Annotated in this window: 20 protein-coding genes; 4 read left to right on the plus strand and 16 right to left on the minus strand. The window is 31.1% G+C overall.

What is annotated here, in order from left to right:
- Nucleotides 1-2 precede the first annotated feature (2 nt).
- The 16 genes from flgB to fliG form a co-directional block, all read right to left on the minus strand.
- Nucleotides 3-380, minus strand: a complete 378-nt coding sequence (gene flgB / locus NIL_RS06490; RefSeq protein WP_187646998.1) for a flagellar basal body rod protein FlgB — start codon at nucleotides 378-380, stop codon at nucleotides 3-5.
- Nucleotides 373-2,382 (minus strand): tetratricopeptide repeat protein, encoded by a 2,010-nt coding sequence (locus NIL_RS06495; RefSeq protein ID WP_187646999.1) that lies wholly within the window; start codon nucleotides 2,380-2,382, stop codon nucleotides 373-375. The genes flgB and NIL_RS06495 overlap by 8 nt, the downstream gene beginning before the upstream one ends.
- Nucleotides 2,369-4,522 (minus strand): hypothetical protein, encoded by a 2,154-nt coding sequence (locus NIL_RS06500; RefSeq protein ID WP_187647000.1) that lies wholly within the window; start codon nucleotides 4,520-4,522, stop codon nucleotides 2,369-2,371. Before NIL_RS06500 ends, NIL_RS06495 begins: the two co-directional genes overlap by 14 nt.
- Nucleotides 4,519-5,163 carry a sigma-70 family RNA polymerase sigma factor gene (locus NIL_RS06505; RefSeq protein ID WP_187647001.1) on the minus strand — a complete coding sequence of 215 codons (645 nt, stop codon included), beginning with the start codon at nucleotides 5,161-5,163 and terminating at the stop codon, nucleotides 4,519-4,521. The genes NIL_RS06500 and NIL_RS06505 overlap by 4 nt, the downstream gene beginning before the upstream one ends.
- Complete coding sequence (locus NIL_RS06510) at nucleotides 5,160-6,020, minus strand: MinD/ParA family protein (protein ID WP_187647002.1); 861 nt, start codon at nucleotides 6,018-6,020, stop codon at nucleotides 5,160-5,162. Before NIL_RS06510 ends, NIL_RS06505 begins: the two co-directional genes overlap by 4 nt.
- Entirely contained in the window at nucleotides 6,020-7,171 is a 1,152-nt protein-coding gene (locus NIL_RS06515) for a flagellar biosynthesis protein FlhF (protein ID WP_187647003.1), read from the minus strand. The genes NIL_RS06510 and NIL_RS06515 overlap by 1 nt, the downstream gene beginning before the upstream one ends.
- The gene (gene flhA / locus NIL_RS06520) at nucleotides 7,158-9,248 is read right to left on the minus strand and encodes a flagellar biosynthesis protein FlhA (protein ID WP_187647004.1); all 2,091 of its coding nucleotides are present in this window, start codon (nucleotides 9,246-9,248) and stop codon (nucleotides 7,158-7,160) included. Before flhA ends, NIL_RS06515 begins: the two co-directional genes overlap by 14 nt.
- 11 nt (nucleotides 9,249-9,259) lie before the next feature.
- Nucleotides 9,260-9,544 (minus strand): rod-binding protein, encoded by a 285-nt coding sequence (locus NIL_RS06525; protein ID WP_187647005.1) that lies wholly within the window; start codon nucleotides 9,542-9,544, stop codon nucleotides 9,260-9,262.
- A gap of 100 nt (nucleotides 9,545-9,644) precedes the next feature.
- Complete coding sequence (locus NIL_RS06530; RefSeq protein ID WP_187647006.1) at nucleotides 9,645-10,730, minus strand: flagellar basal body P-ring protein FlgI; 1,086 nt, start codon at nucleotides 10,728-10,730, stop codon at nucleotides 9,645-9,647.
- 68 nt (nucleotides 10,731-10,798) lie between these two features.
- On the minus strand, nucleotides 10,799-11,497 hold the full coding sequence (locus NIL_RS06535) for a flagellar basal body L-ring protein FlgH (RefSeq protein WP_187647007.1): 699 nt from the start codon (nucleotides 11,495-11,497) through the stop codon (nucleotides 10,799-10,801).
- Nucleotides 11,455-12,438 (minus strand): flagellar basal body P-ring formation chaperone FlgA, encoded by a 984-nt coding sequence (gene flgA / locus NIL_RS06540; protein WP_187647008.1) that lies wholly within the window; start codon nucleotides 12,436-12,438, stop codon nucleotides 11,455-11,457. Before flgA ends, NIL_RS06535 begins: the two co-directional genes overlap by 43 nt.
- On the minus strand, nucleotides 12,401-13,201 hold the full coding sequence (gene flgG, locus NIL_RS06545; RefSeq protein WP_187647009.1) for a flagellar basal-body rod protein FlgG: 801 nt from the start codon (nucleotides 13,199-13,201) through the stop codon (nucleotides 12,401-12,403). Before flgG ends, flgA begins: the two co-directional genes overlap by 38 nt.
- 52 nt (nucleotides 13,202-13,253) lie before the next feature.
- Nucleotides 13,254-13,970 (minus strand): flagellar hook-basal body protein, encoded by a 717-nt coding sequence (locus tag NIL_RS06550; RefSeq protein WP_187647010.1) that lies wholly within the window; start codon nucleotides 13,968-13,970, stop codon nucleotides 13,254-13,256.
- Nucleotides 13,971-13,972: 2 nt separating this feature from the next.
- Nucleotides 13,973-14,467 (minus strand): flagellar motor switch protein FliN, encoded by a 495-nt coding sequence (fliN, locus tag NIL_RS06555; RefSeq protein WP_187647011.1) that lies wholly within the window; start codon nucleotides 14,465-14,467, stop codon nucleotides 13,973-13,975.
- The gene (fliM, locus tag NIL_RS06560) at nucleotides 14,460-15,419 is read right to left on the minus strand and encodes a flagellar motor switch protein FliM (RefSeq protein ID WP_187647012.1); all 960 of its coding nucleotides are present in this window, start codon (nucleotides 15,417-15,419) and stop codon (nucleotides 14,460-14,462) included. The genes fliN and fliM overlap by 8 nt, the downstream gene beginning before the upstream one ends.
- 167 nt (nucleotides 15,420-15,586) lie before the next feature.
- Nucleotides 15,587-16,609 (minus strand): flagellar motor switch protein FliG, encoded by a 1,023-nt coding sequence (fliG, locus tag NIL_RS06565; RefSeq protein ID WP_187647013.1) that lies wholly within the window; start codon nucleotides 16,607-16,609, stop codon nucleotides 15,587-15,589.
- 582 nt (nucleotides 16,610-17,191) lie between these two features.
- Between fliG and NIL_RS06570 the strand changes: the two genes are divergently transcribed.
- Genes NIL_RS06570 through NIL_RS06585 form a run of 4 tightly spaced genes read left to right on the plus strand, consistent with a single transcriptional unit; the run spans nucleotide 17,192 to nucleotide 21,083 of the window.
- Nucleotides 17,192-17,560: a hypothetical protein gene (locus tag NIL_RS06570; RefSeq protein ID WP_187647014.1), complete on the plus strand. Its 369-nt coding sequence runs from the start codon at nucleotides 17,192-17,194 to the stop codon at nucleotides 17,558-17,560.
- 9 nt (nucleotides 17,561-17,569) lie between these two features.
- Nucleotides 17,570-19,597, plus strand: a complete 2,028-nt coding sequence (locus NIL_RS06575) for a chemotaxis protein CheA (RefSeq protein WP_187647015.1) — start codon at nucleotides 17,570-17,572, stop codon at nucleotides 19,595-19,597.
- Entirely contained in the window at nucleotides 19,597-20,112 is a 516-nt protein-coding gene (locus NIL_RS06580) for a chemotaxis protein CheW (protein ID WP_187647016.1), read from the plus strand. Before NIL_RS06575 ends, NIL_RS06580 begins: the two co-directional genes overlap by 1 nt.
- A gap of 11 nt (nucleotides 20,113-20,123) precedes the next feature.
- Nucleotides 20,124-21,083, plus strand: a complete 960-nt coding sequence (locus tag NIL_RS06585; RefSeq protein ID WP_187647017.1) for a chemotaxis protein — start codon at nucleotides 20,124-20,126, stop codon at nucleotides 21,081-21,083.
- Nucleotides 21,084-21,086 lie beyond the last annotated feature (3 nt).

Genomic DNA, 21,086 nt, shown 5'->3' on the forward strand with positions numbered 1-21,086 from the left:
CTTTATCTCCCTGTAATGACAAGTTTCAACTTAGCAAACTCTTTTTTCATAGTTTCCACCATTGATTTATACATAATAGAACTTTCCGCTAACTTAGCAAGCTCTTTTTGAATATCTACTTTATTTTTATCATAACCTTCATAAGAGTCTAACTCTATTAGTTTTTTATCTACTCTTTCGCCAAAAAATGGATCGATATGTTTGGAGTTCTCTTTTTTAAGTTTTATCTGGTCGTCTAAAACTTTCTCAAAAACAAGATCTTTTGATTTGTATCCCGGTGTATCGGCATTAGCAATATTACTCTGAATAACTTTTGTTCTATCTAGATAATAAGAAGCCATTTTAGAGAGTTCATCTACACCTTTAAACATCTCACTCATTTTCGTTCCTTAAACTGAGCTTTTCAGCCTCATAGATATTTATCGCTATTTTTGCCCACAAATCATCACATTTTTTAATATTCTCTATTAAATCTTGAGCATATTGCATTTTACCAGTTCTAATATAAGATATTGCTAATAAAGAGTTTATGTAGCAACTATTTTTTAAATTTTGTGCGATAGGTTCCAATATCTTTATAAGATATCTGTATTTGGAATTTTCTATAAGTTTTTCGGAATATTTTTTAACAAACTTTTGTACTACCACATTTTTTTCAAAATTTTTAGCTATCTTTGATGAATATCTCTTCAAAAACTCAAACGGAACTTCTTTATTTGTTAATAAATCTGAATATTTTGACAATATTACAGCTTCAAAATCCGTAACTTTACATATTTCTTTACTTTTTCTCATCATATACAAACATTTTTCGTCACTTTTATCGCTCATTAAGCAATTTTTGCCATAAAATTTATAATATCTACATTCTCTTTTTTTAATTTTATCTAAAACTTTCATACTGTTTTCATAATCTTCACTATCATATAAAGCCTCGGCAAGCAAAAATCTATTTTGATCCGTATTCCATTTATCTAATATAAATTTTAAAAGAGCAAGCCTTTTACTCTCTTTTTTACATTTTTTTAAACTTTGGGCAATTTTAATTAAAACATTTTGATAAAAAACGTTTTTAAAAAATTTCTCATTGGCAAAATAGAGTTTACAAAGTCTTTCAGGCTCCAAAACTAAAAGATAGCTACTCCAGAGATCTTTTATATACTCTTTTTGCTCATAATCCATTCTGTCCGGAGACAGCAAAGAGAGCTCCCAACCAAGACGTTCATAAAGCTTATTGCTATTTAGTTTAAAAGTTATAACTCCAAAATTTGCAAGAGCGTATCGGCCAATATAATTAGTTCTATTTTTGACTAAAGTTTTTACTACAAAAACCTCGGAATTTTTAATAAACTCGTTCTCTTCAAAAAAATCTGAAAACATTTTCTTAAACTTTTCGTCTCGATACATTAAAGATATAAGTTTAAGTTTTGCCACCATAGCTTCATTGGATTTTGGGTATTTACTAACAAGTTGATAGTAATAATTTACAGCGGTTTTTATATCTCCTTTTTTAAGTCCTATATCCCCCATGCGTAGTAAAACTTTATTTAAAACCTCTCTATTTTTTATAAGATTTAATATCCTTCTAAAGAGTTGTTCGGCAAATTTTATATCACCTTTTCTGTAAGCTGTTTCTGCAACTAAATAATAATAATTTGGATTATCGATTAGATAAGATTCAAACTCCCTGTACGTTTTTAAAAAGTATTTAAATGCCTCTTCATATTTTTCATCTACAAAAAGCTGCATACCTTTTAAAAATTCAACCTCTTTTTTCTGCTCTTTTTTAAGATGAGTCATATTTAATACAATGGTATATTTCGTAACTAAATCAAGTTTTTTAAGCCAAACCGCAACTCTTAAAATACCTATAATACTATTTGTCTGCTCTTCCTCTTTTTCTGTTTTTTGCAAAGATCTTTTATAGTGAGCCAAAGCTTTTTCATAAAACTCCAGCGTTTCGTAAATACGCCCTTTAGTATAATAATATTCCCAGCCGAGATTGTTCTTTTTTGAAGCATAAAGATTAAGATATGAATCTGCTGTCCACAAATATTTTTTGACTCCGGTTCTTTTAGCTATTTGTAGATAGACTTTCCCCAACATCAAAAGGCTTTTTTTATAAAAAAGGGATTTTGGGTTTTTCAAAATCTGTAAAAATTCATCTAACGCTTCGTAGTATGAACCTAACGAATAATCGCGAAGAGCATTTTTAAAAATAAAAGCTTCTAATTTTTCTCTTTTTTTATTTTCACTTGTAATACTATTTTCGGTACTATTTGCCTCTTTCAATAAGTCGGTTCTATTTGAGTCTTCATAGTTTTGGGAATAAGAAAGCGTATATAGTAAAAAAAGTAAGATTAATCTACTAAGCCATGACATCTATCTTGCTTCTTGCTTTTCTTTCAATAGAGGTATTTTGATAAGAAGTTATATATACTTTTTTCTCTTTATCTCTTATTTGGATATTAAAGTTTCTAAATCCACTCTCTTTTAAAATAGTTCTTATCTCGCCTTCAAGACCATTGGTAAACAAAATATACCCCCCCGAATTTAATGTGAGCGTAAGATGATTGTTTTTTAAAGCCGCATTTACTATAACGTCATTCATTTTAAACGTAAAACTATTTTTTTGATTGTAAGAAGAGTTTTTCATCTCTAAGGTTTCGTTACGGCTATAGTTTTCGAACGACTCACTATCTCCACCGCTATTTGAAAAATCGTTGCTAGAAGAGGTATTATTCGCGTTTGTGTTTTGAATATTGTTGTAACTATCCAAATCTCTGTTTTTATACAAAGAGCTCTCTTTAAACCGATCTTTTTTTTGCAACATTTGATCATAACTGTTTATAGTTAAGACTTCATTATCTATGTTCGTTTCTATATTTTCTAAAATATCGGCTCTATCTTTTTTCGTATTTTTTTCCGAAACATCCCTTATAAATGCGGTATCTTTTCTGTTTTTAGCTGTTTTTATATCTATTTTATCGACTTTATACTCATTTTTTATATTTTTAAGGGAATCTTTTTTATTACTTAATGTATCAAATACATCATAATCAAAACTCTTTTTTTCGCTATTTACCAAAAACTCATCATCTTTAAAATTTTTGCTATATGATTCTAAATTTTTTTCAAAATTATCTCTCTTTATATATTTTATAAAATTTCTATTCTCAAGATTTTGAGATTTTAAAGTGTCGTTGAAGTCTATCGTCTCTTTGTTTTTTAAAATCTTCTCCTCTGCCGCCTTATAATTGCCGGATAAATCTTTAGTTTTATTGTCTCCATCAAAAACAGCTCCCACTTCTTTATCATTAACCCTTTTTATATTTATGATACCATCTTTCTTGTCTATTTTTTCTATCTTATTTATCCCTTTTCCCTCAAAAATCACCCTTTCTACTCTTTGCAATACATACTCTTCATTATCTTTTACAACTCTACTTGCCCCACTTTTCATCTTGATAGCATCATTTTTTTCTAAATCATCTCTCCTTTTATTTTTTAACCAAATTTCATCTTTGCTACTAAAAACCTTATCTTCTACCCCTTTATAATTACCAGATAAATCTTTAGTTTTATTGTCTCCATCAAAAACAGCTCCCACTTCTTTATCATTAACCCTCTTTATATTTGTGATACTATCTTTCTTGTCTATTTTTTCTATCTTATTTATCCAATTCTCCCCGATAGCCAGCTTATTATCTCTTTGTAATATACTCTCTTCGCCATTTTTTAAAACTTTACTAGCTTCTCTTTTCACTTCATCTTTTTCTAAATTAACTCTTTTTATATCTTTTCTAAAATCTCTTTTGTTCTCAAGGTTTTGAGATTTTAAACTGTCGTTGATATCTACCGCCTCTTTTTTTCTAAAAATCTTCTCCTCTACTTCCACCTTATAATTGCCGGATAAATCTTTAGTTTTATTGCCCCTTCCCAAAAAAACATTTATCTCTTTATCAACAATACTCTTACTATTAGTGCTACTATCTTTCTTGTCTTTTTTTTCTATTACTATTACTTCTTTAACTTTTTCTTTACTAACTATTTTTTTTATATTCTCGCTATTTTTAAAATAATCGTTTTGTGAGAATTGCGTATTAAAATTTGATATTTGTTGTTCAGTAGAAGATTGAGAAGATAGATTTTGTATTTGATTAAACTCTTTTTTTGAAAGTTTTTTACTCTCCTCTAGCTCTTTGCTAATTTTATTATCTTTGTAAATGTGGGCTTCTTGATCTATTGTTACTTGTTTCATATCTTGAATAAGCTTATAATTTTCGCTTTTTTGGTTCTTTTTATTTAAAACATAAAAGCTGTTTCTAGTTTCTATATCTTCAATATTTAAACTTTGTAAATGTTTTTGATAATTAAACTCGTTAATTTTTATATTTTCATTACTTAAATCTTTCCTTAAAAACTCTTCAAAATCGGCAACACTATTTTGAAGAGCTATATTTTTATCATCTTTAAATTGTTTTTTTGGCGTTAAATCAAGCAAAACATTGAAAAAACTCATAAAATTTGCTCCGATTTTTCAAGTATTTTTTTAATCTTTACAATTGCTTGCGCTTTTAGCTGGGAAACTCTCGATTGCGATATATTTAAATGTTGTGAAATCTCTTTTGGATCTCTCTCTTCAAAATAATACATCTGTATAGCTTTCCTCTCTTTTTCGTTTAAGTGAGTCATAGCCTCAACCAAAATTTCTCTCATTTCCGACACAATAGCCTCTTCTTCCGGTCCTTTATCTTCCGAAACTAACGTATCTACTATCTTTAAAGAACTATCTTCGTTACCAAGAGCTTTTTCCATACTAATCATTATAGCCAAATTTGATAAAGGAATAACTTTATCTGGATTTTCTTCTTTCTCCTTTTTAATTTTATCTCTCATAGTTCTTGGAACAATATGTAAAGATCTAAGATAATCCAATATCTCTCCCCTTATCTTTATATACGCATATGTTGAGAATTTTGCCTTATCTTCCTCATATTTGTCAATAGCTTTTATCAATCCTATAACACCGGTATTAACAAGTTCGTCAAAATCTATCCCGCAATCTTTTGGCAATTTGAAATATATCTTACTTGCAACCTTTTTAATGAGAGGAGTGTTTTCTAAAATGATTCTATGTTTCTCTTCTTTAGTTATTTTCATTTTTTTCGCTTTTTACCTAAAAAATCGAATACTTTTTCCCAAAAATTACTGTTTATTTCTTTTATAGGCTCTTGGGCCTCTAGTGCACATATTTTTCTCATCTCCAAACTAAATGGATCGTTTGGTAAAATCTTTACGATCAACTCTTTCCTTTTTACGCATTTTTTGAGATTTTGAGTGATAGGCAAAAATCCCAACATTTCCAACTCAATACCTAAAAACTTATTTGCGGAAAGCTTTAGTTTATTAAAAGTATTGATAGCCTCTTCTCTATTTTTTGACATATTAATAACTGTTTTAAAATTATTATAGCCATAAATATTATAAATAGACTTAATTAAAGCATATGCATCCATTAATGCGGTAGGTTCAGGAGTAGTTACTATATAAGCTCTACTTGATGCTCTCAAAAACGAAGCTATTTTTTCATTTATTCCGGCACCCGTATCTATTATCACATAATCGTAGCGATAAGATATACTCTCTAAAGCGTTTATTAACATCGATATAGACATCTCATCCATATCATCCAAAGAATCTATACCCGAAAAACCCAAAATAGTATCAAAACCTTCCGACTTTACTATCAAATCTTCAATATTTTCACCGTTAAATAGATTTTTTAGATTTTTTGATGGATCACTATTTAAGAGGATATGAATATTTGCCATTCCAATATCGGCATCTATAAGTAAAACTCGTTTTTTAAAATAGTTTGCCATGGTAAAAGCGAAATTAACGCTAAAATTTGTTTTTCCCACTCCGCCTTTACCACTAGCGACTGTTATAAATTTACTGTTTTTAACGTTTCTCTCTTTTTTTACAAGTTCTCTTAAACCTTTAGCTTGATCTTCCATCACTCACCCAATATATAGTTTGCTACTCTTTCAGGATTTAAAAGTCTTATATCTTCAGGTACTCTTTGTCCCGTACTTATAAATGAGACCGGAATATCCATCTTAATTGGAAGATTTAAAAGTATTCCGGGTTTATACGTTTCATCAATTTTAGTAAAAAAAATTGAATTTATAGGAAAAAATGTCCTATATCTATTTACTATCTCGACAGCCTCACTATTTTTATAATTGCAACTTATAACTAAAGATATATCGATAAGATCGTTTCCCCCTCCTAAAATCTCTTTCATCTCTCCTAGTCTCCAATAATCATAATGGCTTCTTCCAACTGTATCTATTAAAACTATATCGATATTTGACATATTTGAAAGAGTTTTTCGCAAATTTTTTGAGTCTGTAACCGCAAAAAAAGGAATATTGAGTATATTAGCATAAGCTCTAGCTTGTTGAATAGCTCCTACTTTAAAAGTATCTATACTTATAACCGCTACTTTTAGATTTTGATTTATTACAAGTTCGGAGGCGATTTTAAATAGATTAGTAGTTTTCCCCACACCCGTAGGTCCAACAAAAGCTTTTACTTTCAATCCTCCCTTTTGAATCTTTAAAGGGCCGGTAAACTTTATTTTTTTCTGAACTCCCTTAATAATAGCTTCTTTAAAAAAAGAGGTGTTTAGATCAAACTTATTTGTATCTATATCCAAACCGCAAGCTTCTCTAACTAATGTTTTGGCAATTTTCGGCTCAACCTCTTTTTTTAATAGAGTATTGATAAGTTCTAATGCATCTCCGGTAAACTCTTCAAACTCCTCTGTTGAAGCTATAACCTGTTCGTTATGAGGAGGAGTTGGAAATATTTCGGGCTGAGAAGTTTTAAGTGATGCTATTTTTTTATCTATCATAGCTTCAATCTTAGCTAGAAATCGATCTATCTCCTCATTTTTTTCCTCTTTTGCCAACATATCCAAAAAACCTTCTTGAGGAGTTGGTACTTCTACAAAAAGTATATATTTTTTACGTTTTTTAAAAGGAAATAGACTTTTTTCCTCTTCGACTTCATAACTCAAAATCTTTAAATCATTGCCCAACTCTCTTTTTGCTTCTTCTATCAAAGCGTCAAGGTCATATCCTTCATATCTATTTATTTTCATTAACCTCAACCTTACCTAAAATATTCAGTTTGGTATTAGGTTCTATCTCAGAATAAGATATAACCGCAACATTACTTAAATATGGCTCTATTATCTTCTTTACAAATCTTCTAACACTAGCGGAAGATATCAGTACCGGAGTAGACTGATGCAATACAAACTTCTCAATATACCCGGAAATCTGTTTAACAATTTCTTGCATAATAAACGGATCTAACGGCGGAATAGCACCTTCAAACTCTTTTATTTTTTCTAATATATAGTTTTCAAGTTTAGTACCCAACGTAATAGCGTACAATTTACCCTCTTTTGCGTACAAAGAGGTAATCAATCTAGATAAAGATTGTCTTACCAATTCAGTTAAAATATCTGGATCGGTAGTTTTGTTGACGTTATCAGATAACGACTCTATAATGGATAAAAGATCCTTTATAGGTATATTTTCTCTTAATAGATTTTGTAAAACTCTATGAAGTATTGAGTATGAAACCTGTTCAGGTACTATCTCTTTTACAATAGGATATTTTTTCGCCAGTGCTTCGACTAACTCTTTTGTTTCGCTTCTTCCTAAAATCTCATATGCATGAGACTTTATAGTTTCCGAAATATGTGTAATAACAACCGTAGGAATATCGACAACGGTATATCCTAACATTTTGGCTTTGTCTTTTAGATTCTCATTTATCCAATACGCTTTAAGACCGAAGGTAGGTTCTTTTGTCTCCTTGCCCCCTATAGGACCTTTTGTAGAACCTGTATCGATAGCTAAAACTTTTCCGGTTTCAACTTCGCCTTTTGTGATTTCCACATCTTTTATCAAGATCCTATATCCTCCTGGCTTTAACTCCAAATTATCTTTAATATGGATAAGCGGAATTATGAGTCCAAGTTCTTTGCTTAACTGTTTTCTTAACGACTTTATTCTTTTAATTATCTCTCCATTTTGATTTTCATCCACAAAAGGTATCAAAGAGTAACCAATCTCTAAAGTTATAGTTTCAGGCTGAGAAATAAGATCTTCAGGAGCTTCTGTTTCCTTTGCCTCTTTTATAATCTCTTGAGCTTTCTTTTCTGCCTCTATCTTTTCTCTGTTTTGCATATCTAACTGCATCATATACCCCACTAAAGCGATCATAATCGCTAAAATCAAAAAAGGCAGAAAAGGCATCCCTGGTACGACTCCCATAGCAACTAAAGCAAAAGAGGCCATAAAAAGAGCTTTAGGATAACTAACAAGTTGAGTAAAAATCTCTTTCCCGAGATTTGCTTGTGATACGGCTCTTGTCACCATCAATCCCGCTGCAGTTGAAGTAATAAGCGCGGGAATTTGACTTACCAGCCCATCTCCCACTGTCAAAAGAGTAAAATTTGCAGCTGCCGTTGCAACATCCATTTTATGTTGTAAAACCCCTATTGCGATACCACCGACTATGTTTATTATAGTTATAATGATACCGGCAATGGCATCTCCTCTTATAAATTTACTAGCTCCATCCATAGCCCCGTAAAAATCCGCCTCTTTTGCGATTTCTTCTCTTCTTTTTTTAGCCTCTTGTTCGTCGATGATACCGGCATTTAGATCGGCATCTATAGCCATCTGCTTCCCGGGCATCGCATCTAGTGTAAATCTTGCGCCTACTTCCGAAATTCTTTCGGTTCCTTTTGTAATAACGATAAAGTTGATAGTAACTAAAACTATGAAAACAATTATTCCTACCACATAGTTGCCTCCTACAACAAACTGACCAAAACTCTCAATAACCTTCCCGGCTGCGTCTGGACCTTCGTGGCCGTGTAGAAGTATGGTTCTTGTCGTTGCAACATTCAAAGAGAGCCTAAAAAGGGTTGCCAAAAGCAATAAAGATGGAAACGAAGATATCTGTAAAGGATTTCCTATATATACTGTAGTCATTAAAATAATCAAAGATAAAGTTATACTAGTAGTTAATAATATATCAAGTAAAAAAGTGGGTATTGGCAAAACCATTGAGGCTAAGATTGCCAAAATCAAAACTACTATGATAGCATCTGAATGTTCATGAACTTTATTGAAAAAAAGTGCTAAAGTATCTGTCATAATCCCTCTAATTATTTACTGTTTTTTTCATATGCTTTTATAGCATTTAAAAAATACTCTTTTATTCCTAGTTTGTCACTATCGCTGATAGCTTTTGCCATCTGCATATCAAACATATCAAGATACATTTTCGATGAAAAAGATGAACTTAGCATACCTTTTTCCATCCCTTTTCTAACCTCTTTTAGAAAGATATGCACAAATTCCGTTTCAAAAGCCTTTGCAGCTTCATCAATACTTTTTATATTTGAGATATTTTTAACATCCCAATATGTTTTTATATCCGTTTTTATCATACTATTTCCTTCTTGAAGTTCGTAATTTTCGATATGTGATGAATAATATGTATCAAAAAACTAAAAATCAACAACTCTATACTCTATATCTACTTAAAACTTACATAATAACAATTTTAGCATGAAGTTTCCCAGCATTTTTTATAGCTTGTATAATAGCTATAAGATCTCTAGGCGAGATCCCCAAATCGTTTAAAGCTTTAACCAAATCTTTAAGCGAAGGAGAATCTAAGGCAAATATTCTTCCATTCTCTTCAGTCACCTGAGTGGTAACTTTTTGGGTTTGCACGGTATCTCCTCCAGATAAAGGCTGAGGCTGTGAAACAATCGGTTCTTTTTGAATAGAAACATAAATATTTCCATGGGACACATAAACAGGCGTATCTATCTTGATATCTCCGCTCATTATTACTGTACCGGTTCTTTCATATATCACTATAGTTGGTTCGTTGTATCTTTTTATTTTAAGATTTAAAACTTTTGCAACAAAATCAACTTTTTTGATATGTTGTGGATAATTTACTTTAACCGTAGCAGAGTCCACCGCAAAAGCTATATCTTTTCCAAAAGCATCGTTAATAACTCTCGCGATTTCTCTGGCCTTAGCAAAATCAGGATGTTTTAATGTCAGTGTTAAGTTGCTAAGTTTGTCAAAATCAAAAGGTAAATCTCTTTCTATTATCCCACCATTCATTACAACTCCAGTGGTCGTAAAATTTTTTTGTACTTTTCCACCTTTGTTTGACTCACTATAACCTCCTCCAGTAGAAACAGGGCCTTGGGCAAAAGCGTAAACCTTTTTATCTGGTCCGTAAAGAGGAGTTCTTATCAACACTCCGTTACCTATGTCTTTTGCATCTCCTAAAGATGAGACCGTAACATCAAAAGTCATACCGCTCTTTGCAAAAGGGGGCATATTTGCAGTTACTATAACAGCAGCGGCATTTTTCGTTTTAACGTCTTTTGGATCTATATAGATTCCCATTTTTTTAAGCATATTGGCAATACTTAAAAGAGTAAATTTGGTTGTAGTACCATCTCCGGTCTTATTAAGTCCAACAACTATTCCGTACCCAGTTAAATAATTGGTCCTAACCCCTACTACGTTTACTTCATCACCTATTTTTATCTCATTTGCCAATAACAAAAATGGAAAAACAAAAATCAGATATATTTTTTTAAACATTTACTTGTCCTTTTCACATAGTAATCAGTGATGAGTAATAAATTTACCGTTTACTACTAATAATTCTTTTAAAATGGCCATATCTTCATTAAAAATTTAGCAAGCCAACCAGGACTTTGGTTATCAGCCATAAACCCTTCACCGTTATACTCTACGTACATATCTGAAATTTTTGAAGAGTCAACATAGTTATCTTGCGTGATATCGTTTGGTTTTATAATACCTGAGATCCTTAAAATCTGAACATCATCATTTATCTTTATATACTTTTTTCCACTTATATATAGATTTCCATTAGGATATACTTTTACAACCCTTGCCGTAATTGTTGCTACAAGATTGGCTTTTCTTCTCGTATCTCCCGAGCCTGAAAAGCTGTTAGTGGAAGATTGGTTAAGTCCGAAAACCGTAGTTTTATCCGGAACTCTTTTATCCATAATTGTAGCTGAAGGGAAATTTAGATTCATGTTGTTAGATCTGTTAGCTTGGGTATTTGCACTTCCTTGACCGGAAATGTTCTCATAAATTTTTATAGTAACGATATCACCCACGTTGTGTGCCTTATCATCGCTAAAAAGATTATCATAACCGTTGTACAGTGAACCTGGAGTATTTGAATTATCGGTTTGAGCTATTTTTGGAGGAGACTCTTTTATAGGATAATTAACAACCGTTTTTTTATTAGCGCAACCGCTTAAGAAAAAAAAAGTAAAAAATAGTACAACTATTTTGTATATTTTACAACGAATGGTGCGACCACTTTGCATTTAATAACCTTATTAGAAGATATATTTTTAACTCTTATTATATCTCCTTTGCTCCCATTTTCGAGAGCCAAGCCCATCAACTCTATATTTATAGGACCGTTGGAGTATAAAATTTTTACGTTTTTTCCTTTTAAAACCAGATAATCAGGTGACAAAAGATAGCTTTTTATTATACTATCTTTTTTAATATTTATTTTTGCAACCTTTCCTAAAATATCCTCTAACTTCACAGAGTTACGTAATACATTTGACACCGCTGATTTTTTTAAATAAACATCGTTAGGTTCTATCTTTTTACCTTTTGGTATATCTTTTTTAGCATAAGGTATCATTAAAAAATATTTGACTTTTACAGTTATTGGCAAAGAGGATCTTTTTTCACCGTTTATAAAAACATAATAACTTAAATAAATATTGTTTACTGTTTTAGATTTTATCCGTATCTTTTTTTCTATTTTTCCAGATGGTAAAATCAACTCTTTTTTACTAACTGAAATAGAGACTATTTCTATTGCATCTTTAAAATTTTTCTCTAAAAATTTCTCTATATCTTTTAAAATTTGAGCTTGCGTTAATTTTATAGTTTCTCTTTTGACTATAACTCTATCGGCTCCGATAATGCTAATATTTTTAAGGTCAATATAGTTTCTTTTTAAACTTCTTATTACATCTTCTTTATCTATTTTTTTAATACCTACGTCTATATTTGTTACAAAAATCTCTTCTATAAACTTTTTCAATCTATCTTCCGTACTTTCACTTTTAATACTAGATATATCTCTTAAAAGCACGTTCTCTTTTTCCAAATTGACTATAGGATAAAGTTCTATCGTGATTTTAGCTTCTAATAAGTTTATAAAAATAAAAGTGAAAAGGAGTACTATAAAAAGTACTCTATTTCCCCTAAGCTTTGAGAGTAGAAACGGTTCTAAGCATTTCATCTGCGGTAGTTATACCTTTAGAGTTTATCTCATAAGCTCGTTGAGCTACGATTAAGTTAACCATCTCATCAACTATATTGACGTTGGAACTCTCCAAAAAACCTTGTGCAAGCTTTCCAAAACCGTCACTATTTGGATTACCTTCTATCGCTTCACCAGATGCAACGGTCGGAACAAATAGATTTTGTCCTAAAGCTTTAAGACCTGAAGGATTCATAAATCTATATAGTTTAATATCGGTAAGTTCTTCAGTAGTTTGGACACCGCCTTCATTCCTAACAGCTGTTACTTTTCCGTTGGGACTTATAGCTATACTTATAAGTGTTTCAGGAGCGTTAACCTGGATATTGGGTGAAAGTTTATATCCTTCGGGGGTGACCAAATATCCCTCATTATCCAACTGAAAATTGCCGGCTCGGGTATATGCTTCTCCACCACCGGGAAAATCTATTTTAAAAAAACCTTCACCTTCAATAGCAACATCAAGTTCTCTTTCGGTCTGTTTTAGACTTCCTTGGGAAAAAATCTTACTAACATCTGAAAGCTTGACACCTAAGCCCACTTGTATGCCTGAAGGTACTATATTTTCATCTGAGCTTCTAACTCCTGGATCTTTTATAGTTTGATATATTAAATCTTCAAAATTGGCTCTGCTTTGTTTAAAACCTACCGTATTTACATTTGCAATATTGTTGGATACAACGTCAAGATTTGTCTGTTGCGCTTGCATTCCTGAAGCCGAAGTCCATAAAGCTCTAAACATTTCTCATCCTTTCTGTAGTCTCGCTATCTCAATTTCATATTATTTAACACTTCTAAGCTTTTCCTATCTCATTAGTTTTTTGTTCAAGCGTATCTAAAGATTTTATCAAATTGCCGTATATCTCAAACCTTCTTTGGGTTACAATCATTTCCGTCATCTCTTTTATCGGATTTACGTTTGAACTCTCTACATATCCTTGCAAAACTTTATATTCGGCTTCTATCTCGTCACCCACCCCTTTGTAGTAGCTATCTCCTACGGCCTCGATTCTGTTATTCGCTACAATTTTTAGTTTTGCAACCTCTTGTTGTTCTTGAAAAATTACTCCATCCTCGCCTACGCTTATACTTTTTTTATAATCTAAAAAGATTTTTTTATCGGCGCTATCTAAAACATAGTTTCCTTTCGAATCTACCAAATATCCCTCACTATCTATAAAAAAGTGTCCGTTTCTGGTTAGATACTGCTCCCCTTTCGATTCAATAACGAAGAACCCTTTCCCGTCTATTGCAAAGTCCAAAGGGTTCTCACTTATTTTTAAAGAGCCCTGAATATCTACAACCGGAGTATCTTCAAATCTAGGAAAAACGAACAGATGGTTTGAGTCTCCCCCGTTTTTTTCTATTCTTTGACTCATCTCTTTTAAAAGAAGTTTTTTAAAACCAGAGGTATTGACGTTAGTCAAATTGTTGCTTATTGTATCTAGCTGTTCCATAGCTCTAGAACTTCCGCTAGCTAAAACATATATCGATTGAAGATTTAATGCCATATTTATTCCTCATCTAATATTTTCATTCGATCTTCAGGCGTAATAATATTTGTTATTTTGATTCCGAAACTATTTTTTACGGTATATAACTCTCCTTTTGCTATCAGTTTGCCGTTTACTTTTAAATCAACCGGTTCACTAATAAGTTTATCAAGCTCTATAATACTGTTTGGATTTAGTTTTAAAATCTCCTCTATAGGAATTTCGGTTGAGCCAATCTCCACTGTAACTTCTAAAGGAATATCCATCAATATAGATAATTTAGAATTCTCACTTTTTTCATAATTATCAAAAGAAGGCAAACTCTCTTCAACCGAGCTTTTTTCCGAAGGTTCGGCCATAGCTTCTGCCTCCCACTGGGCTGCTAAGTTCTCTTGATCAACATCCTTTTTAGAGTCATCTTGAGAACTAGTAGTTTGCTCTGCCCATTGAGCGGCCAAATCTTCTTGATTTAAAATATCTTGCTGATTATCCTCGTTTTTTATCTCTTCATTCATCCTCAGCCTTTATTATGGGCCCTTTTATTAAAGCCGCATATTTATCTTTTACTTTACCTAATTTACATCTAAACTTAGGTACTTTTTCGACTATAAGTGCCAAATCTCCGTCTTTATCTATATTTAAAACCAATTCGTCATTTACTTTCCAATTTAGTATATCTTTTAGAAAAAATTTCTCTTTACCAAGCTCTAATGTTACTTTTACATTTAATAAGTTTAATCTATTTTTTAATCTATTTTCCCAGTCTCCGTTTTCTTCACCTATAAACTCTGTATAAATTATATCTTTGATAGGTATAAACATACCGTGGGGAAAACAGAAAAATATCGGTGCTTCATATCCATCAACTTCCACGTTACACTCGACTACCACAACTTTTTCATTACCCGAAGTTATTCTTGCAAGAGAGGGATTTAGTTCTATCGATTTTTTCTCGACATTTATAGGATAAAAATTTTGCCAAACGTTTTGAAAAGTTTTAAGAGCAGTGTCTATAAAATCTCCAATAATCTGCACTTCAAGTTTTGTAAACTCCCTTCCTTCCACTTTAAAAGGTTTAGCTGGACCACCAAACAAAACACTAATGATCGTAAAAACCAGTCTTGAATCTACTACAAAAAGAGCACTCTCTTTCAAAGGTTTCATAGTTATAGTCGTATAGCTTGAAGGCAGCGGGATTTTTGACATAAAAGTATTAAATCTGGTTATGTAAATATTATCTTTGGAAACCATATTTATTTTAGGCATAATTTTTCTTATCTCTTCTCTGAAAGACTTTACCCATCTTTCATAAATGATCTCAAGACCGGGAAGCCCGCCTTTTTTTATACTCTCTATCTCGCTAAAATCGAAAGGATATTCGTCACTTTTTTCTTCGACACTCTCTTCTGTATCATTTCCTAACAGTGCGTCTATTTCATCTTGAGATAAGAAATCCTGCTCAGACATTTATTCCCTTGATTTTTTTGAAAATTAAAAATATTATAGCGATAAATCAGGGATTTTGCAATATTTTTCACATTTTTTTCACATTTTTTCTTAAAAAAAACGAATACTATAAAAATTACAAAATATTTAGTATAAATTATAATAGGCTAATTCAAAGAAAAAAGAGATTACACATACTCCTCTCCACTTCCATAATCTATAACACCTTTATTTATAAGAGCTTTTATCTCTTCTATAATTTTCTTTTGAGCTTTCTCCACCTCACTTTTTTTCATAGGTCCTAAAACTTCCATATCTTCTACAAACATCTCTGCGGCACGTTTAGACATATTTGCTAAAAATTTATTTAAAATCTCTTCAGATGCCCCTTTTAAAGCGACAAGAAGAACATTTTTATCGACATTTTTAAGTATTTCGATAATAGCTTTATTATCAAGTTTAATAATATCTTCAAATTTAAACATTCTCTCTTCAATGTTAGTAGCAAGCACCTCATTCTCTTTCTTAATATCATCCAAAATCTCTTGTTGAGTCTCTTTTGGAAGTGCGTTTACTATTTCAGCCGCTATGTCTATACCACTCAGTACCTCCTCTTTTCCAGCTCCCATCGATGATAGTTCTTCTTCTAACGTATTAGCAACTACTTTTAAGGTTTGATTTGAAATCTTTTCAATAGAGGCTATTCTTTGAATAACTTCTTCTTGTACATTAGTTACTCCTACTCTTTTAGGGATAAACTGCAAAATCTCTGCAGCTTTTGAAGGTTTTATTTGCGAAAGAATCAATGCTATAACTTGAGGATGTTCATTTTTTATAATATTGGCTACCGCTTTAGAATCAAGTTTTTCAAGCTCTCTAAATATCTGTTTACCCTCTTGAGAACTAAAAGTCTCTTCGAGCAATCTCTCTAAAACATCTGGCGGTAAAGCCTGCTCTAAAATTTTCTTTAAATGATCAGGAGCAAGTTTTACAGGTGAGACTTGTCTAAGATATTCGTAAGCTTCATCTAAAACCGCTTTTAGTTGCTCTTTTGTAGGAGTTTCAACAGTTAAAAAGGCTTTGATAAGCTTTTCTATTTCGTGCTCTTTCAAATTTTTAAAAATCTTTACACTTTTTTCTTCAGGAAGTGCCGATAAAAATATAGCAGCTTTTTGAAGTCCCTTAATCTTACCGTTTTTTTTCTCTTCCAATTACTATCCTTCAAAGCTTGTTATAAGAAAACCGACATTTATCAAACTAAAATTTGATTGGAAATTTTCTTAAAATATTTTATCTAAAACTTGCATTACTTTTACTTTAAACTTTATTAAAATAATATCTTTGCTGTAATATATTTAAAAAATAAAATTTTTGTGTATGAAAGTAATCAAAAAAATTACTGTTTATGTTTGTGATATAAATACAAAGTACCATTTATATAAACTTTTTTTCAAGAAATTTAAAGCATATATATCAAGATTTTATAGCTTTATAACATTTTATAATAATCATCTATTTCAAATAAAAATTTTTCAAATAAAAATTATAAAAATTTTTAATAAAGTAAAATGATTCTATACTAAATTTTACTATAGAATTATAGTTTTAAAAAAAAAATAGATAAAATGTTTCAATAAACTACAGGTTATAAATAAATTAAATAAAGTAACTTTATATCTCTATGATAGTTTTAATTTAAAATTAAAATTAATTATACGATAATACTAAATATATGTTTTTTGCTTGAGCAAAGATTATCAAAACTAAACTAAAATAAAAAAGGAAATTTAACTATGTTTAAGAACAAAGATTATGAGATAGCTTATAGGCATTTAGAAAAATCTAGAAAAGAAAGCGAAGAAGCAACAAAAAATATTTTACATTATATAAATGATTCTCTTGAAATCTTAAATACTATAGAAAATACAAATGCAAATGAGGCTCTTTTAAAAAAACTTCGTAAAAATCTTGAAAATTCTCTTATCTCTTTCCAATTTCAAGATATAATATCACAAAGATTAAAAAAAGTAGAGGGGTTTTTATTGCAAGCCGATAAAACACAAGGTCCAGTCAAGGCAGGAAAAGAGTTAGAAGAGTTTGCGTGGGAAAATGAAGTTGAACAAGAACATATAGATGATATTTTAAAAAGTCACGGTTTGTAAGGAATTGCCATGAAAATTGAATTTAATGAAGATATGAGAGAAATTTTTGATGAATTTATGCTTGAGGCAGAAGAGATCTTAGAAAATCTGGATCAAGAGCTGGTAGAACTTGAAAATGATCCTTCAGATAAAGAACTTCTAAATAAAATTTTTAGAGGAATGCATACTCTAAAAGGTGGGGCGGGTTTTTTAGGTCTAGAGTCTATTATAGAATTAGCACATAAAGTAGAGAGCATTTTTGATAAGCTAAGAAATGATGAAATGAGTCTCGACTCAGATAAAATGGATATCATTTTAGAAGGGATTGATACTTTAAAAAATGCCATCGTTACGTTAAAAGAAGAACATGAAATCCCAGAAAAAGAGGATATTGCAGATATTTTAAATAAGTTAGACAATCTTCTTGAAGGAAAAATACTTTCTTCAGAAAATCATAATAACGAAGAAACTTTCAATGAGCCCCAAACCCAGGAAAAGGAAGATTTAATAAGTAACGATTCAGATAATGAGTATGAAGTTGTGTTTAAAGAAAATGTTGACCCCACAGTACAAGAGATAATAAAAAAATATCCTAATATAAATTTTAAAGAGATTCTTGATGAGCTTATTTTACAACCTCCAGAAGAAAGGGATATGGAACTAATAGAAAAAATAGACAAACTTATAGAAGAGGGTAAAGACGTAAACGATTTAGTCTTAGAAATAAGAAAAAAAGAACCTATAGTTAATCAGGTAGTAAATGATAAAAATGAAGAGAAACAAGAAGAAAAGCGTGAAAACCTAAAAAAAGATAAAGAGATGGAAAAAGAGAACTTTAAACCTAAAAAGAGTTTGAAAAAAGAGGAGACTGAAACAATAAGGGTAGATATCGATCGAGTAGAAGTTTTAATGAATCTAGTCGGAGAGCTGGTTTTAGATAGAAACCGTATAGTAAAACTAGCTTCAAGATTTTCTAATATCGATAAAGAGTCAGATGTTGCAGAAGAGTTAAATGAAGCGATAGCCGGAATGAGTAGATCTGTAAGCGATCTTCAAGAAGCCGTTATGAAACTTAGAATGCAACCTGTTAAAAGAATTTTTAGTAAATTCCCTAGAATCGTTAGAGATCTTGCAAAAAAACTTGGAAAAAAAATAAATCTCGAACTTGAAGGTGAAGATACTGAGATAGATAGATCTATTTTAAACAAACTTGAAGATCCTCTCATTCATCTTGTAAGAAACTCCATAGATCACGGAATAGAAATCCCTGACGTCAGAAAAGCAGCGGGAAAAAGTGAAACCGGAACAATAAAATTGGCAGCATTCCAAGAAGGAGATAGAATCATTGTTTCTATAGAAGACGATGGGAAAGGTATAGATCCTGAAATTATAAAGAAAAAAGCTATTGAAAAAGGACTAATAAAACCAGAACAAGCAGAAAATATGAGTGATAAAGAGATTTATGAGTTAATATTTTTACCTGGTTTTTCCACGGCTGAACAGCTTAGTGATGTTTCAGGAAGAGGGGTAGGTATGGATGTTGTGGCATCCACAATTCATGCTCTAAGAGGAACAATAGAAATCGATAGTGAACCTGGTAAAGGAACAAAAATAACGATGAAACTCCCTTTAACAGTAGCTATTATAAGAACATTAATGGTAGGCTCAAACGATAGAGTTTTTGCTATACCTATCTTTAGTGTAGCAGAAATAATACAATATAACCCAAATGACATAAAAGATGTAGGGCACTATAAATCTTTAATGTTAAGAGATAAAGTATATCTACTTTTTAATCTAAACGAACTTTTTGAACTAGAACAAGATGGAGAAGAGAAGTTTGTTATAATCATCAATGTAGGAGAAAAAAGTATAGCTATAGCTGTAAATGAACTTTACGGAGAAGAGGAGATAGTGATCAAACCTCTTGGAAAACTTCTAAGCAATGTTCACGGAATTGCAGGAGCCACTATTACTGGAGATGGAAAAGTAGTACTAATACTTGATATAAATTCATTAATAAATGATAAAAAAAGTGAACTTACAGGAGTTATATAATGGCTGAAATGGAAGTATTGGGTATTAAAGAGTATTCTAACGAATATTCAAAAAATGATGAGAGGGTTATCTCATTTAAGCTAAACGAAGAACTAATAGGTATAGATATAAAAAAAATAGTTAAAATCACCAAAAAACTGGACATAACTCCTGTACCTAAAACAAAAAAGTTTATCTTAGGCGTCATTAATCTAAGAGGAAACATTGTTCCAGTCGTAGATTTAAAAAAGATGTTAGACTTATCGGACGAAAAAGAAGACGAACAAAAGTTTATTTTAGTTATCGATTCTGAATTAGGCAATATAGGTTTAATGGTTGATGAAATAGAAGGTGCAAATACTATAGAGTTGAGCGATATTCAACCAGCCCCTATAAACGCAATAGGTATAGACTCCAAATATATTACCGGCGTTGTAATGGCAAAAGATGAAGAGAGCGATGAAAAAAGACTTCTTATACTGTTAGATATTGATAAACTTTTTTCAAACGAAGAAAAAAATTCTGAAGAGACATAAAAAGGGCTACAATGAATACTAAAGAGATTTTGCCAAAAATCCTTGAAACCGGTGCAAACGAACTAGAGATAATAGACTTTAGAATGCATGAAAAACTAGAAGACGGCTCGGTTTATGAATGGATACTTGGAGTAAACGTTGCAAAAGTAAAAGAGGTAATCCAAAAACCTGAAAGTATTTTTAAAACTCCAGGGCTTCCTCCAGAAGTTGAAGGTGTTTCAAAAATAAGAGAAGACGTTGTACCTATAGTAAACCTTGCTAGATGGATGAATATAAAAGAGCCGGAAGATAAAAAAGGAAAATATGTAATCGTAATGGAGTTTTTAAGAGAAATTATTGGTATAGTCATTCACGATGCTAAACGTATCAGACGAATAAAATGGACTGACATTAACAAGCCACCGGCAAGTATAGACGAAAAACTAGGTGGAAAAGTTGTGGGAGTTATAGAAGTCGAAGGTGGAAAACTACTTTTACTTCTTGATTTTGAAGGTATTTTGGATGAACTAGGAATGATAAAAGTATTTCATATTGATGAAGCTCAAGAGGAATCATCATCTGAAGAGAAATACAATATTTTGATATTAGATGATAGTCCAGTTGCTAGAAAAATCATAAGAGATATTCTAGAAAAAGATGGACATAAAGTTTTTGAAGTACAAAGTGGTATAGAAGGATTAAAATTTTTAGAAGATATGGAGCAAGAAGCAAAAGCAAAAGGTCTAGACATAACAGATAAAATTCAACTTATTATAAGCGATATAGAGATGCCCGGTATGGATGGTTTAACATTTACAAAAAAAGTTAAAGAACATCCTGTATTTTCCAAAATACCGATAGTTATAAATACATCTCTTTCTGATAAAGCTACTGTTGATAAAACAAAACTTGTTAAAGCAGACGCTCATTTAGTAAAATTTGACACAAAAGATTTACTGCATATTGTTCATCAATATGCTATAAAAAAATAGGAG

The sequence above is a fragment of the Nitrosophilus labii genome, from assembly GCF_014466985.1.
In the GTDB taxonomy this organism is placed as follows: Bacteria; Campylobacterota; Campylobacteria; order Campylobacterales; family Nitratiruptoraceae; genus Nitrosophilus_A; species Nitrosophilus_A labii.

Coding starts and splice junctions, on each gene's coding strand:
- flgB (WP_187646998.1), bottom strand. CDS start 380: ATGAGTGAGATGTTTAAAGGTGTAGATGAACTCTCTAAAATGGCTTCT.
- NIL_RS06495 (WP_187646999.1), bottom strand. CDS start 2,382: ATGTCATGGCTTAGTAGATTAATCTTACTTTTTTTACTATATACGCTT.
- NIL_RS06500 (WP_187647000.1), bottom strand. CDS start 4,522: ATGAGTTTTTTCAATGTTTTGCTTGATTTAACGCCAAAAAAACAATTT.
- NIL_RS06505 (WP_187647001.1), bottom strand. CDS start 5,163: ATGAAAATAACTAAAGAAGAGAAACATAGAATCATTTTAGAAAACACT.
- NIL_RS06510 (WP_187647002.1), bottom strand. CDS start 6,020: ATGGAAGATCAAGCTAAAGGTTTAAGAGAACTTGTAAAAAAAGAGAGA.
- NIL_RS06515 (WP_187647003.1), bottom strand. CDS start 7,171: ATGAAAATAAATAGATATGAAGGATATGACCTTGACGCTTTGATAGAA.
- flhA (WP_187647004.1), bottom strand. CDS start 9,248: ATGACAGATACTTTAGCACTTTTTTTCAATAAAGTTCATGAACATTCA.
- NIL_RS06525 (WP_187647005.1), bottom strand. CDS start 9,544: ATGATAAAAACGGATATAAAAACATATTGGGATGTTAAAAATATCTCA.
- NIL_RS06530 (WP_187647006.1), bottom strand. CDS start 10,730: ATGTTTAAAAAAATATATCTGATTTTTGTTTTTCCATTTTTGTTATTG.
- NIL_RS06535 (WP_187647007.1), bottom strand. CDS start 11,497: ATGCAAAGTGGTCGCACCATTCGTTGTAAAATATACAAAATAGTTGTA.
- flgA (WP_187647008.1), bottom strand. CDS start 12,438: ATGAAATGCTTAGAACCGTTTCTACTCTCAAAGCTTAGGGGAAATAGA.
- flgG (WP_187647009.1), bottom strand. CDS start 13,201: ATGTTTAGAGCTTTATGGACTTCGGCTTCAGGAATGCAAGCGCAACAG.
- NIL_RS06550 (WP_187647010.1), bottom strand. CDS start 13,970: ATGGCATTAAATCTTCAATCGATATATGTTTTAGCTAGCGGAAGTTCT.
- fliN (WP_187647011.1), bottom strand. CDS start 14,467: ATGAATGAAGAGATAAAAAACGAGGATAATCAGCAAGATATTTTAAAT.
- fliM (WP_187647012.1), bottom strand. CDS start 15,419: ATGTCTGAGCAGGATTTCTTATCTCAAGATGAAATAGACGCACTGTTA.
- NIL_RS06570 (WP_187647014.1), top strand. CDS start 17,192: ATGTTTAAGAACAAAGATTATGAGATAGCTTATAGGCATTTAGAAAAA.
- NIL_RS06575 (WP_187647015.1), top strand. CDS start 17,570: ATGAAAATTGAATTTAATGAAGATATGAGAGAAATTTTTGATGAATTT.
- NIL_RS06580 (WP_187647016.1), top strand. CDS start 19,597: ATGGCTGAAATGGAAGTATTGGGTATTAAAGAGTATTCTAACGAATAT.
- NIL_RS06585 (WP_187647017.1), top strand. CDS start 20,124: ATGAATACTAAAGAGATTTTGCCAAAAATCCTTGAAACCGGTGCAAAC.